This window comes from Ectorhizobium quercum (assembly GCF_026552795.1).
Taxonomy (GTDB): Bacteria; Pseudomonadota; Alphaproteobacteria; order Rhizobiales; family Rhizobiaceae; genus Ectorhizobium; species Ectorhizobium quercum.
In genome coordinates, this window is sequence record NZ_JANFPI010000008.1 from 1 (window position 1) to 12,993 (window position 12,993).

The 12,993-nt window shown below is 60.9% G+C and carries 15 protein-coding genes, 1 tRNA gene and 2 pseudogenes; 5 read left to right on the forward strand and 13 right to left on the reverse strand.

What is annotated here, in order from left to right:
- The 7 genes and pseudogenes from NOF55_RS20195 to NOF55_RS20225 all read right to left on the reverse strand — a co-directional run.
- Nucleotides 1-81: pseudogene (locus NOF55_RS20195) on the reverse strand (helix-turn-helix transcriptional regulator); the annotation flags it as partial.
- Nucleotides 82-255: 174 nt separating this feature from the next.
- On the reverse strand, nucleotides 256-762 hold the full coding sequence (locus NOF55_RS20200) for a DUF2285 domain-containing protein (protein ID WP_306412929.1): 507 nt from the start codon (nucleotides 760-762) through the stop codon (nucleotides 256-258).
- Nucleotides 707-1,030 (reverse strand): transcriptional regulator domain-containing protein, encoded by a 324-nt coding sequence (locus NOF55_RS20205; protein ID WP_306412931.1) that lies wholly within the window; start codon nucleotides 1,028-1,030, stop codon nucleotides 707-709. Before NOF55_RS20205 ends, NOF55_RS20200 begins: the two co-directional genes overlap by 56 nt.
- A gap of 126 nt (nucleotides 1,031-1,156) precedes the next feature.
- A complete protein-coding gene (locus NOF55_RS20210) occupies nucleotides 1,157-1,417 on the reverse strand; it encodes a DNA -binding domain-containing protein (protein ID WP_306412932.1) in 261 nt (86 codons plus the stop codon).
- A gap of 126 nt (nucleotides 1,418-1,543) precedes the next feature.
- Nucleotides 1,544-1,792, reverse strand: coding sequence for a helix-turn-helix domain-containing protein (locus NOF55_RS20215; protein WP_306412933.1), 249 nt, complete (start codon nucleotides 1,790-1,792; stop codon nucleotides 1,544-1,546).
- Between the two features lie 757 nt (nucleotides 1,793-2,549).
- On the reverse strand, nucleotides 2,550-3,278 hold the full coding sequence (locus NOF55_RS20220) for an alpha/beta fold hydrolase (RefSeq protein WP_306412943.1): 729 nt from the start codon (nucleotides 3,276-3,278) through the stop codon (nucleotides 2,550-2,552).
- A gap of 332 nt (nucleotides 3,279-3,610) precedes the next feature.
- Nucleotides 3,611-4,294, reverse strand: a complete 684-nt coding sequence (locus tag NOF55_RS20225; protein ID WP_306412934.1) for a glutathione S-transferase family protein — start codon at nucleotides 4,292-4,294, stop codon at nucleotides 3,611-3,613.
- A 314-nt stretch (nucleotides 4,295-4,608) separates the two neighbouring features.
- Here NOF55_RS20225 and NOF55_RS20230 point away from each other — a divergent pair, with 314 nt between their 5' ends.
- Together NOF55_RS20230 and NOF55_RS20235 are read left to right on the forward strand one after the other, a co-directional pair.
- Nucleotides 4,609-5,523, forward strand: coding sequence for a LysR family transcriptional regulator (locus NOF55_RS20230; RefSeq protein WP_306412935.1), 915 nt, complete (start codon nucleotides 4,609-4,611; stop codon nucleotides 5,521-5,523).
- 57 nt (nucleotides 5,524-5,580) lie between these two features.
- Nucleotides 5,581-5,850, forward strand: a pseudogene (locus tag NOF55_RS20235) (hypothetical protein); the annotation flags it as partial.
- Nucleotides 5,851-6,607: 757 nt separating this feature from the next.
- On the opposite strand, the gene NOF55_RS20240 reads toward NOF55_RS20235, so the two are convergent.
- A complete protein-coding gene (locus NOF55_RS20240) occupies nucleotides 6,608-7,198 on the reverse strand; it encodes a TetR/AcrR family transcriptional regulator (protein WP_306412936.1) in 591 nt (196 codons plus the stop codon).
- 74 nt (nucleotides 7,199-7,272) lie between these two features.
- Here NOF55_RS20240 and bdcA point away from each other — a divergent pair, with 74 nt between their 5' ends.
- The gene (gene bdcA, locus NOF55_RS20245; RefSeq protein WP_306412937.1) at nucleotides 7,273-7,986 is read left to right on the forward strand and encodes an SDR family oxidoreductase; all 714 of its coding nucleotides are present in this window, start codon (nucleotides 7,273-7,275) and stop codon (nucleotides 7,984-7,986) included.
- Between the two features lie 720 nt (nucleotides 7,987-8,706).
- Here bdcA and NOF55_RS20250 read toward each other — a convergent pair.
- The 4 genes from NOF55_RS20250 to NOF55_RS20265 form a co-directional block, all read right to left on the reverse strand.
- Nucleotides 8,707-9,000 (reverse strand): hypothetical protein, encoded by a 294-nt coding sequence (locus NOF55_RS20250; protein ID WP_306412938.1) that lies wholly within the window; start codon nucleotides 8,998-9,000, stop codon nucleotides 8,707-8,709.
- An 83-nt stretch (nucleotides 9,001-9,083) separates the two neighbouring features.
- The gene (locus NOF55_RS20255) at nucleotides 9,084-9,731 is read right to left on the reverse strand and encodes a DNA methyltransferase (protein WP_370869014.1); all 648 of its coding nucleotides are present in this window, start codon (nucleotides 9,729-9,731) and stop codon (nucleotides 9,084-9,086) included.
- A 310-nt stretch (nucleotides 9,732-10,041) separates the two neighbouring features.
- The gene (locus NOF55_RS20260; protein ID WP_306412940.1) at nucleotides 10,042-10,467 is read right to left on the reverse strand and encodes a type II toxin-antitoxin system VapC family toxin; all 426 of its coding nucleotides are present in this window, start codon (nucleotides 10,465-10,467) and stop codon (nucleotides 10,042-10,044) included.
- The gene (locus NOF55_RS20265) at nucleotides 10,464-10,766 is read right to left on the reverse strand and encodes a hypothetical protein (RefSeq protein WP_306412941.1); all 303 of its coding nucleotides are present in this window, start codon (nucleotides 10,764-10,766) and stop codon (nucleotides 10,464-10,466) included. Before NOF55_RS20265 ends, NOF55_RS20260 begins: the two co-directional genes overlap by 4 nt.
- A gap of 241 nt (nucleotides 10,767-11,007) precedes the next feature.
- Between NOF55_RS20265 and NOF55_RS20270 the strand changes: the two genes are divergently transcribed.
- Nucleotides 11,008-11,232 (forward strand): hypothetical protein, encoded by a 225-nt coding sequence (locus NOF55_RS20270; protein ID WP_306412942.1) that lies wholly within the window; start codon nucleotides 11,008-11,010, stop codon nucleotides 11,230-11,232.
- A 19-nt stretch (nucleotides 11,233-11,251) separates the two neighbouring features.
- Complete coding sequence (locus NOF55_RS20275) at nucleotides 11,252-12,910, forward strand: recombinase family protein (protein WP_306412944.1); 1,659 nt, start codon at nucleotides 11,252-11,254, stop codon at nucleotides 12,908-12,910.
- On the opposite strand, the gene NOF55_RS20280 is transcribed toward NOF55_RS20275, so the two are convergent.
- A tRNA-Met gene (locus tag NOF55_RS20280) sits at nucleotides 12,867-12,943 on the reverse strand. The two genes, NOF55_RS20275 and NOF55_RS20280, sit on opposite strands and share 44 nt — an antisense overlap.
- Nucleotides 12,944-12,993: the final 50 nt, after the last annotated feature.

Here is a 12,993-nt window from a genome sequence, read left to right on the forward strand (position 1 = left end):
ACGTGCGGAAAGGCTGAGGAAGTCGGCCGCTTCCTTGGTGCGAAGGAAGCGTGGCGGAAGAACGACGGGATCGGGTCGCATGGATCGGGGCCTCCGTGGGGTGTGGGCGGCCGCTGATGAAAAGCGGCGGACGACGACCACGGTGGCGGAGGGAGTTCGTCAGGGGGGATGGTGAACTTGCGGGTAGCGGTATTCGACACCCGCAAGTTCCGGGTCTTAATTGGCGAAGGCTTTCGACCTGTCGCACCCTCGCGGCTATGGGTTGTCGATGCGCCGATGGTGCAAGAGCTGTAGGTAGCCCCCGTCGATTAGGCGGTTTCCGCCGCGCACCAGACGGATGACGACCTCACGGAGCGCGGAGGTTTTCCATGGTTCTGATCGAATGCGCTCGGCGCCGTAGATGACGGTGGCTATTTCCCTGTAGCTGGCGCCGTGAGACCGGCCGTCCGACGCCTGGATCATCTGGCGGAAGCGAAGTCTCTGTTGCTTTGTCATGCGCGGGTCGTCGGGGACGGCCCGCCCGTGCCATGCTCTCCAGAAGCGAACAAGAGCGTCGATGCGGTCGAGTGCATGGGCATCGAGGATGACCATCGCTGCTAGTGAAACCCCATGCTGAACATCGGGCAGGAAAAGCAGTTGGGAGGTGGTTGACGCTTCGACATGAACGCGATGATCGCCGTCAGCGGAACGGCGGTGCGGCGAGAGGTCACCGAGTTCCGCAGCAAAGGAGGCCGGGAGGTTCAGCGGCGTCTGAGCGAGCATGACGACAGCAGGATTGATGCGGGGCGACCAGAGCACGGTTTGGGCAAGCGATGTCAGTTCCGGCCGCGCCGCGAAATCGCAACCCCCAGGTCCGCTCATCGACCCCTGACAGCGGCTCTTCCGTAGCGTTCGTAGTCATCAGGGCATGATAGCGGTCTTGATATCGCGCGTTGCGCCGGAGGCATTCCCAGGCGAGCCCCTCTATCGGCAGTTCGTCAAAGAACACGTAGCTCGAGCGGTCCCGCCAGCGCGATGTATCGGGTTGCATGTCTCATCTCCTCGCATAAGACGACGCAAGTCGAAGGCATCAAACTATTGTGGGGTGAGCGCGTTTTCGGAAGCTCGGGGAACGACACCGCACGGTGTCGCGGCAACGCCCTCGAATGGCGAATGTTCAGTTGATGGAATGGCCCAGGAGGTGGCGATAGCCGGTCTCGGTCATCCAGCGCGCTCTGGCGAGATGGCTTGCATGGACATGGCGAGCGCGCTCCGGCTCAAGAAGAGGATCAATGCCGAAGAGGACTTCGACGATCTCTTGCCAATCGGCGCCGTCGGCGGTGGCGTCGAGGAGCCGGGCGTAGAGGCGGATGTGGGTCCGATCGTAGTCGGTGAGTTTGTCGCCGGCCGGAGCGGTATCCTCGAATGGTTCGATCATTGGCTGAGCTTCATTGCTGCACGGGTCATCATATCAGTTCGTGACGCTAGCGATATGACGGTGCCAGCGGAGGCGGCGCATTTCGTAACCGGTGATGCCATCGCCACATCGCCGGTACTTGACCTGTCACCGCTCTGCCTTTTGATGGTCATGGACCAGCAGGACTCCCTGTCCGCGTTCGGTCGTTAGCAGCACGACGCCATGAGCCTCGAAGGCTCGCCTGACCTGATCGCGCGTAGTCTCGTACACATCGAGTCCGTTCTCTGACTCAAGGCGCTTGAGTGCGGTCAGCGATATTCGAGCCTTGTCAGCGAGCGTCTCCTGTGTCCAACCAAGCAACGCGCGTGCGGCCCGCGATTGTCGGGCGGTGATCATGACGATCACCTCCCACCACGGTCCGTTCCCGCGCCAGAACTACGACCATTATAGTCGTTCTTGGGTGATCTTCTACCCCAGTTTCGCCGGAGAAGCTCTTGATGAGCACGAAGTTGTCCGGCGTGTCAGGGAAACTGATTCGGTTTGGACGATCGGGCAGTTTGTCTTCGATAAAAAGCGCCCCTGGGCGGCGAAACGAGGGCTCTGCCTTTGCTGCGCCGGAATGGCGCGGCAAAGGGTCGGGGAGAGGAGGAAGGGTTTGGGAAGGAGGGCGACCCGACCATTTCTGCCAGATTGAGGGCCCAGGGCCTGGTGATGCGAGCCGCAAGGTTTCGCCGGGGAGCGAGACTCGGCGCTTTTACGTCAGCGCGAAAGGACGGTGGTTCCGAGCGCGTTAAGGTTGAGCATGGCCGCGATGCCTGTGAAAAGGCCGCCAGCTCCGTCGGGGAGGTTGACAAGTATCGCCGATTCCATGGCGTTCTTTGTGACACCATAGACCAGTGAATATCCGGCGATGCCGGCAGAATATCTGCGCCATATTCCGCCTCCGCCAACCGATGCTTTACACCTTCTGGGCCGCGGTTGTTGGCAATAAGAATATCGTGACCGATCCGGCTGAACTCCTTGGCAAGCCGAAGCCCGACAAATGCCGGTCTTCATGATGCATCTCCTGTGTCAGGCGCGCAGGCACGGTTTGCGCGCGATGTAGTCACGCCACCTCCCGCGCGACAGCGCAAAGCAGTAGTCAAGGACACTATTATCTTGCGTTTTCGCGTGCCGCTTCTTCAATGAGCGCAGCAACAGCTTCAGGCTTCGACACGTAAATCGCGTGGCTGGCGGCAACCTCTGCCATCCGCGCCCCCGCGCGGTGAGCCATCGTCCACTGCGCCTCGGGAGCGATCATCCTGTCGTCGCTCGCCACCAAGTACCAAGACGGCCTTGTTCGCCAAGCCGGTTTCGAGACCGCGCCGGACAACGCCTCTACGCCCCAAGGTAACTGAGAGTTCGCCATGAATGCTGCCAAGTCGGCCGGCACGTCAGCCGCAAATGCCTCTGCGAACTCTGCCCGGTCGATAAGAAGATACCCGTCTTTTGGCGGCAGGATCGGCGGGACGGGCGCGCCGGGCACGGGCGTCGAGATAAGGGTGGCCACCGATTCGCCCACGTCCGGCACGAAGGCCGCGACGTAAATTAGCGCCGCGACCTTGGGATCGCTGCCGGCCTCGGAGATGACCACACCACCATAGCTGTGGCCGACAAGGATGACGCTGCCCGACGCCGCGGCGATTGCACGTTTGGTAGCTGCGACATCATCGGCAAGCGAGTTGGTCGCGAGCTGCACGACACTGACTTCGTATCCGCCGCGCTGAAGGCGGTCGTAGACGCCCTTCCAGCCGGAACCGTCCACGAACGCGCCGTGCACGAGCACCACAGATCTCGCAGGTTCCTCTCGTCGGTCCTGTCCAGCCGCCGGGGCCGCGAACATCGCCAATGAAAGCCCGACGGCAAAGGCTCGTCTTGAAAGATCCATCTCTCTCTCCTGAGGTTCACGGAGTTGCGTTTCCCGTCATCTCGCCACATCGACGAGACAGCCGAGCTTCCTAATCTTCAACCGGCGCGACGCGGTATGGCGTCTCAATCATCGTAAATATTGCTGACACGGGACTCGACATCGAGCCTGTATCGCCGCCCCCGCCCAGCGCCAAAGGCGGGGCGCTTGCCCAGAACACACCTAGCGGCACGCTCGGCGCCATTCCTTGCTAAGATTTCAGAGATCAACGCCAATCTTAGAGGCCCGAGCAGACCGGAACAGTCCAGTCATGCCAGCGGCTCGTTCTGAGGGAAAAGCGCGCGACGCGTTTCGTCGTCAAAGTCGGCTTTGAGTGTAAGCCTCTCCTTTAGCGCGTGAGCCCCTGCCGCCGCCGGCCGCCCGCTGATTTCTTCGTACAGTCGCCTGACGTGCGGGTAGTCGGTGAGACCAGCGTCACCGAAGATGAGAGGCGAAAAATTCGCCCATCCCCAGAACGCCATGTCGGCGATGGTGTACTCGTTGCCAACGAGATACTGGCTGTCCGCAAGCCTATTGTTCAGCACGCGGTAGTGACGTTCGATTTCTCGAAGATAGCGGTTCCGTGCGTATGGAATCGGCTCGGGAGTCGCGTTGAGAAAGTGCACGGCTTGACCGGAGAACGGCGAAAAACCGGTTGCGATGAAGAAGAGCCAACTCAGGAGTTGTGCGCGAGGGGTGTCCGTTGTCGGCAGGAAGCGGCCGTGCACTTCAGCGAGGTGAAGCAGGATCGCGTTGGAGTCGAAGACAGCAAGACCGTCGTCCATGACGATTGCTGGCACCTTGCCGTTCGGGTTGATCTTGAGGTAGTCGGGAGCGTGCTGTTCACCCTTGAAGATGTCGACGGCGACGAGTTCGAAGGGATCACCCAACTCCTCGAGCAGGAGTGCGACTTTGAGAGGGTTTGGCGAGGGGTGGAAGTAGAACTTGAGCATGTGCGGTCTCCGGTGGTTGCATGTGTTCATTGCTTCTTTGCAGTCGATCAATAGTGGTCGGCTCAGCCACCATCGTCGCTTTCGCCACGCTGCCCGCTAACGCGCTGAAGGTTGCCGGCGGCGAGTTCCAGAACGGAGCTCGCTGGCGGACGAACCGATAGCCTTTCGCGGTCGTGCCGTCGCAGCCATCCACGCGCGTCCCCCCTCGGGCAGCAATCCCACGGCCGGAGCGTTCGTTCGCCAATCCATCTAGCAATTCTCGCGTGTTCGGATTAGTGGATGATGACTGGTTCTAGTATCCGGAAAACCGAAAGATGAAGCTTGAGGGACTGGCATCGTTCGTTGCCGTGGCAGAGACTGGATCGATCAGTCGAGCGGCGAAGCGCCTCAACCTGTCGACCTCGGTCGTAAGCGAGCGCTTGGCGCGCCTTGAGCGGGACGTAGGCGCGGCGCTCGTGCACAGAACCACGCGAAAGCTGACATTGACAGAAGACGGTGCCGCATTCCGCGGACGCGCCGCCGCGATCCTACGCGAGGTGGATGCGGCAGCCGTCGAAATAGCCGAGCGCCGTGGCGGGCTGGTCGGACCCCTCCGTTTGTCCGCGCCGTTGAGTTTCGGCGTGTTGCATCTTGGTCGCGCGCTTTACCCGTTCCTCACGCAGCATCCAGGCGTGGAACTCATCGTCGAACTCGATGATGACTTTGTCGACGTGGCGGCGGGCGGATACGACGCAGTGGTGAGGATTGGTCAAGTCGCCGACAACAGGCTCGTTGCGCACCGCCTGGCGCCAAGTCGCCGTGCGCTCGTAGCCGCTCCGGCTTACCTTGAAAGGCACGGTTACCCGCGCACACTTGATGATTTGAGCGGTCACCGCGCCATAAACTATTCAAATCGGGGAGCCGAAGATTGGCGTTTCAAGACATCCGATGGGATGCGAATCGCGCGGCCGCGGGCAATTCTCCGCGTCAACAATGGTGACCTTATGCGCGAAGCGGCGGAAGCGGGGCTGGGCCTGGCGCTGCTACCGACCTTCATCACGGGAGAGGCCCTAGCCAGTGGTCATCTCAAAGTGGTGAGGATTGACGGAGAGGCTGAGACAGATACGGTGCAAGTCGTGTATCCGAAGGCACTCGGCATTCCAAGCAAGGTTAAAGCGCTGGTCGAGCACTTACGCGCCCGCTTTGGAGATCCACCATATTGGGATCGCGCGATCGACCAGGAGACTTGAACCAACCCGCCCCGAGCTCGCAGTCCAATACCATCCAACGCTCGTTTACGTTGAGACCATCGCTGGACGATAGAAGACGGCTTCGAGGTCGCCAAAAGCGAGTTCGGCCTCGATCAAAAGGAGTACCAATTATGGTATGGCTGGCATCGCCACGTCTCCCTCGCCATGCTCGCCTTCGCCACGACGTCGGTGATCCGGTATCGCGCCAACGAAGTGATACTCAAAAAGCGCCGCGGACGCCGACCATCAGTACTTGATTCTCTAGTCCATAAGTCGCCGGTCTCATTGCCGTCATCATCGAGGATGGCGCGGACATTGAGTCCCTGAACGATGTCCTCGCGGCGGTCGATGTCCTGGGTGAGTTCGTCCAGACCGACCCCGACGTCGATTTCGCGCACGTTGCTCTCGGACAGCCGGATCCAGTTGAACGAAATGTCGCGCGCCCGTGAGGACACGATCATTTCAAGAGCGGGCTTCTTTCTTAGCAGCTCTTGCCATGGTGGGTTGCTCCGCGACGAGCGCCGAGAGCCTCTCTCTCGACCCTAAACCCGTTACGAAAACCCCCATCCCCTTTCTTCCTCTCCACCCGGGCGGCAAGCTCGGCGTTACCAGTCGACGCTTTGCGGTCGCTCCTCGTTGACGCCGTATTTCCGGCGCAGCGCGAGGATGGCCGCCTCCTGCCGGAGGACGATGACGCAAGATAGCGCTTCTTTGTTGAGATGCGCGTCGATGCTGACTGCTCCGACGCCTCACCCGCGCAATTGACCTGTTGCTAAATCAAGCCGCGTTGTTCAGCGTCGCCGGGGGATTCCGAGCTGCTCACAACCTCACCTGACGGCTTCCGGAAATCGCTGTTCTTGGCGCTCCTGACTGTCGGCGTGGTTAGCTAGGGCCATTTTCAAACAGGCCGCTTTCAGGCACCGCTAGTCGGGTAGCTATTCGTTGAACTGCGACCAGTGTGACCGCTGCCGACCCCATCCAGGACATTCCTGCGTGTGGTCTTTGTTTCTAGAAGCTGCTTCTGCCTCATCAGCGACGACAGGCACCAAAAAACGAGTTGCCGAGGCGACCATGTGCCGGGTTCTCAGGCCGGGAGTGCTTGAACCAGAGTCAGACTTGCGAGGCGCGCGGTGGCCAGCAGACGAACCAGGCCGTGCCCATTGCGAGCTCTGGCGGAGAGACCCGCCATGACAGTGCCGACGAAGTCGGTCAGCCGCTCCGCTTCTTCTGGATGACGGGCGGCGATGTAGGCGCGGATCATGTCCTCTACAGCAGCATAGAAGGCGCAGGCGGCCTTGCGCGCATCCGGATCGTTGCTACGGGTGCCTTCCAGCACCAGACAGCCGGTGGTGACAGGGTCGGCAGCATAGTGGCGGGCGGCCTCCTCCAGGAGTGATGCAAGACCTTCGGCCACCGGCCGGTCAGGTCGCAGAAGGTCGGAAAACGGAATTGCATCGGTTACGGTGTATCGGTCGAGGACGCGGGCGTATAGCCCGGCCTTGCTTCCGAAGGCCGCATAGAAACTGGGCGGGTTGATGCCGAGGGCTTCCGTTACATCAGCAACGCTGACGGCATCGTAGCCATGCGCGTGGAACAAGCGCTGGGCGACCGCAATCGCCTGTTCGGGATCGAAACTGCGCGGTCGACCTCGGCGCGATGGTTTTTGTGTAGTCACGATTACAAAATCCTTGACAGGAGCTTTCAAACATTTATGTAGCGTGTCCTACACTATAACTCAAGGAGGGCTGCATGGCCGTATTTAAGGGAAAGACCGTTCTGGTGCTCGGTGGCAGCCGGGGAATAGGTGCAGCAATCGTGAAGCGTTTCGTGTCGGATGGCGCGGCAGTGACCTTCACCTATGCCGGGTCGCGTGAGGCGGCAGAACAGCTTGCGCTCGAAACAGGCAGCACGGCGGTCCTGACCGACAGTTCGGATCGCGATGCCGTGATTGCGCGCGTGCGCGACAGTGGCCCGCTGGATGTGCTGGTGGTGAACGCCGGCATCGTTATCTTCGGCGATGCGCTTGAACTGGACCCGGATGCGGTCGATCGGCTGTTTCAGATCAATATCCACGCGCCCTACCATGCCGCTGTCGAGGCAGCGCGGCAGATGCCCGAGGGCGGGCGGATCATCGTGATCGGGTCCGTGAACGGGGATCGGATGCCCGTCCCTGGCATGGCGTCCTATGCGGTGAGCAAGTCTGCTTTGCAGGGTCTGGCCCGCGGCCTGGCGCGCGATTTCGGACCACGCGGGATCACCGTAAATGTCGTGCAACCGGGTCCAACCGATACGGATACAAACCCGGCGGACGGACCTATGAAAGATATGATGCACAGCTTCATGGCGATCAAGCGCCACGGACGGCCGGAGGAAGTCGCGGGGATGATCGCCTGGCTGGCAGGACCGGAAGCGGGCTTCGTGACGGGCGCGTTGCACACGATCGACGGCGCGTTTGGCGCATAAACCGACGAGATGCGGGGCTGGCTGGAGCGCGGCCGCCCCGCACGCTGGCTTGCCGGACGCCGTGGATCGCACACGAACACCAGATCCGATCCGAACTGATGGCCAACAGCGCAAAAGCGAAATGCCCACCCCTGCATGAGCTCGATTCATGGTGGACACTAAACGGCCGCTTTAGCTACATGACAGGCTAAAGCGGCCAGGCAAGAATCCAACCCCGATGGAGCCGATCCGGCGTGGGCTACGATCGGTGGACCGGCAGGAGGCGACCTAGTTGCAGACGTTCAGTAGGATCGAAAGCGGTGCCGAAAACGGACGTTCGCGTCCAATGGAACGGCGACCCCAGACTCTCTGGTAGTTCCTGGGTCAGTCAAAGCTCACATCAGCCCATTGTCCTTTAGCAATTGATCTTCGTCTCCGGTAATCCAGCCAAAAACCTTCAGCTCCCCACCGTTATCCTCAAGGAGATACATGTTGGTGAAAGGGATATCGATTGCCTGCCATTCTTCTCGAACTCGCTGTTCCAGCCAACGCGGGCGAGACAGTGCGTTTCGTCGATTGGATGCACCTCGACGGCGGTGATCGTCATCGCTTTGGTTCCGATCTGTCGATACCGCTCATATCCTTTCGACATGCGTTCGCCGATCCGCCGTCGCGGATCGGCGCAAATTTTGAAACGCGTGCCCCATCGAGAGGAGGCGTAAGGCTATGGGGATGCAGCCGTCACGGCTGCCGGAACGGGCGCCACCGCTTTTTCATTCCGGCGCGGCGATAATACAGGCGGCGGGCGCGGAACGGGTTCCATAGGTAAATTAGCGGCTCGAAACCATGCCACCAGTCCTCATCGATGTCGCCGCAACGTCCTTCAAACAGTAGCTTGCCGCGCGGGTCGTAAAGCCTGAACTCCATCGGCAAAGCCTCGCCGTCTTCGGGCCTGCCACGGGCGGGCGCTCCGTCTGCATTCTCGCCCAGTCCCATGCAGCCGCCCCAATGGTCCTTCGTGATAATCCAGCGCATGTCGAATATCCTGTTCGTGCGAATTGTCCGGGATTGCAGCACCCGCCATGCGGACGGGCGCGCACGTGACGAGGAAAAGGGGCCTATGCCGCCGCCCTCCCACGCTGCTGCTGCATCCATGCAAGCCGCTTACTAGCTGTCTCGTGGTGCCGGCTGTCCAGCTCAACGCCGAGCCAGTCGCGGCTGAGCTGCTGCGCCGCCGCAAGGGTGGAGCCGCTGCCGCTGAACGGGTCCAGCACAAGCTCGCCGGGCTTCGTGAACGCCTCGATCAACGGTGCCAGCGCCTCGACGGGCTTCTGCGTCGGATGCAGCTTGTTGCCCGCATAGGGGAAGTCGATCACATCCGGGACAGGGTTTTCGGGCAAGGAAACATTGCCCTTCGCCAGCAAATAAGCCTGCTCATGCTGGTAGCGCAGGAACTTCGCCGATGACGCATAACGCTTGCGGAATACAATATGCCCGACAACGCGGAAGCCTGCCGCCTTCCATGCGTCCATGAATAAATCGACCTTGTTCCAGCCGTAGAAGCTGACGCAAAATCCGCCATCCTTCAAAACGCGGTGCATCTGGTTGAACGCGGGGCGAAGCCAACGGGCGTTGTCGTCGTTCGCCACTTTCCTGCCGTTGCGGTCGCGATAGTTCACGATGTAAGGCGGATCGGTCAGAATGAAGTCCACCACCCCTCGGTCGAAAGACCGCATGGCGTCGATGCAATCGGCATTAAGGATCACGTTGCGGGGGGTGTTTGCGTTGCCGGTCATGTCTCTTTTTCCTTCGAGTTTGGGGTTCAGAGAAGCGAAGCGCTCGCTCCTGAACCCTTGCCCGTCGGCGAGACCGGGGTAGCAAGGTGCAAGGAAAGTCTTTGGCACCGTGGAATAAATGGAGGGGACCCGCTTGCGGGGAGCGGGCCGTTTATGCCGCGAAAGGCCACAGAGTTTTCTTGTGCCGCGCGAGGGCAGCGCCCTGAGCAACCTTCAGAAAACAAAGAGGCGCGCCGTAGCGCGCTGCATGATTATTCTCGGGGGAAACCGCGTTCGACGACTAGCCACGCACGGGATTAACGAACGGGATACCGGCGAAGTCTTTCTCGTTGTCCGTTACGACCACAAAGTCATTGGCTCCAGCGGTAGCGGCAATAATCATGTCGAGCCCGCTGCGGGGCCGGCCAGTAGCTTTGCCTTCTGCCATCAGCCGCGCCCAGATCAGCGCAGCCTTGTCATCGAACGGGAGGATGCGGCCAGCAAATAGCGCCTGCGGCCCTTCCGGCCCAGAGAACCACGCCTCAAGTGCATTTCGCTTTCTGCCACGGGGCTTTTCGAGAATACCGCGCCGGATTTCAGCGATGGTAAGCGAAGCGATGAACAGGTCATCGTCCTTCTGTTCCGCCCACCATGTCAGCAGCGATTCCGAAGGCTGAGGCTTGACGATGTTGCTGATGATGTTGGTATCGAGGAGATAGCCCGTCACAGATCGACCTTGCGCCCTTCTTCGCGCGGGCGCGACAGATCGAGATCTGCGCCGACCAGGGGCGAGCGGCGGAGTGCGGACAGGATGCCGCCGGATTTCGGCGGCTCACCGGCAACGAGAGCCTTCACCGTCTGCCGGGCCTCCTCTGCTTCCGGCCCCTCTTCAGCCAGTTGACGGGCAAGGGACCGGATCAGCTCGCGGTCGGATTCCAGCGCCAGGACCTCGAAGCGCTTGAAGCCGCGCTGAGTGAGCCGCGCGCGATAATTCTCGATTGCTCTCTTCTGTGCAGCGTTGCTCATAACATGCCTCCGTGCTATATCCTGACATATAGCCGATATCGGTCTTGCAAACAAGGGATGTCAGCGATGCCACGAAGCTCACTCTATGATACTGCGCGTTGCCGCCAGTATTTTCCATATGCTGTGACGCGAAGGACCGCGCCAGACTTCGCGGCAACCGCCGAAGTCATATATTTCACCGGCGAGCATACGCCTTTGATTTCAATTGCTTATGCTGCGCCACGAGCCAATATTGCAAGGCATGACCTTGCATCCGCCCTGCAACAAAGCAAAAATGATGAGGAGAGAGCGCGAAGCTCTGCTCGAATCCTTGTTGATCGCCGAGCCGGAACTGACTTTTACGCCTCGTGGCAATCCCGATCCGCGCCTCCTGCGTCTGGTCGACTTTCTCGCGCGACAGGCGGCGCGGGAGTGCTACGCGGAAGAGGTGAAGATGATGCGGCGACGGGGGAAGCGCACCTCCTGATGTCGAAAGGAGACGTGCATTGAAGGTCGCGATCTACGCCCGCTATTCTTCCGACAATCAGCGCGATGCTTCGATCGCCGATCAGCTCCGCATGTGCCGCCTACAGGCCGAGAAGCAGGGCTGGCAAATCGTCGAGGAATATTCCGACCATGCCATCTCCGGCTCATCGCTACTGCGCCCAGGCATCCAGGCGCTGATTTCCGACGCCACACGCGGCCGCTTCGACCTGATCCTCGCCGAGGCGATGGACCGACTTTCCCGCGATCAGGAGGACATTGCCGGTATCTTCAAGCGCATGTCCTATGCCGACGTGAAGATCGTCACCCTGTCCGAGGGTGAGGTCACGCATCTGCATGTCGGCCTCAAAGGCACGATGAACGCGCTGTTCTTGAAGGATCTGGCCGACAAGACCCGGCGCGGCCAGCGCGGCCGCGTCGAGGCGGGCAAGTCCGGCGGTGGCAACGCCTATGGTTATGATGTGGTCAGGAAGCTGGACGTCAATGGCGAGCCGGTGCGCGGCGACCGCACGATCAACGAAACGCAGGCGAATGTCGTGCGGCGTATCTTCCGCGACTATGCCGCAGGCAAGTCAGCCAAGACCATTGCTTTTGCCCTGAACCGGGACGGCATTGCCGCGCCTTTCGGCGGTGCCTGGGGCTTCAGCACCATCAACGGCAATCCCAAGCGCGGCAATGGCATCCTCAACAACGAGATGTATGTCGGCAAGATCGTCTGGAACCGCCAGCGCTTCATCAAGGACCCGGATACCGGCAAGCGCCAGGCGCGCCCGAACCCGGAAGAGGACTGGGTGATCCAGGAGGCACCGGAACTGCGCATTCTCGATGACGCACTGTGGCAGGCGGTGAAGACACGGCAGGCCCGCAATAGGATCGCGCCTGATGCCAAGGGGCAGCCCGACGTCGCGCGGGTCAACACCCGCCGCCGACCCAAGTATCTGTTTTCCGGGCTGACCAGATGCGCCTGCTGCGGTGGCGGCTATTCGATGATCTCGGCGACGCTGATCGGCTGCTCGACGGCGCGCAACAAGGGCACCTGCGACAACCGGGTCAACCTCCGCCGCGACGAGCTGGAATCGCGGGTGCTGAACGCGCTTCGCACCCGGATGCTCGACCCGAAGATCTTCGCCGCGTTCTGCGACGCCTATACGCGGGAGATCAATCGCCTGCGCATGGAGGCGCGTGCGCATATCGACGCGGCCCAAGCCGAGATCGGGCGGATCGACCGGGAGGTCCAGAAGCTGATGGACCTTTATCTGAAGGACGCCCTCTCGGTGGATGACGTCAAGGAATGCGGCGACAGGCTGCGGGCGCGCAAGGCGGAACTGACCTCCTTCCTGGCCACAACCGACGAGCCGCCGCCGCTGCTGCATCCGGCGATGGCCCAGCACTATCGCCAGCGGGTTCAGCAGCTTTACGAGACGCTGCAGGATGATTCCGAGGAGCGGCGGACCGAGGCTGCCGAGGTGATCCGCTCACTGGTCGAGGACATTGTGCTGACTCCGGTGGAGGGCAAGGTGGAGATCGACGTTCGCGGGGATCTTGCTGGCATCCTTACGATTGCCGCACAACGCAAAAACCCCGCAGCGGGTAAGGCTACGGGGTCGCAAGTAAAGATGGTTGCGGGGGCAGGATTTGAACCTGCGGCCTTCAGGTTATGAGCCTGACGAGCTACCGGGCTGCTCCACCCCGCGTTATGGTTTTGCCTTTGGGCGTTTTTCTGCCTGGGTCCGCGTTTTTTGTT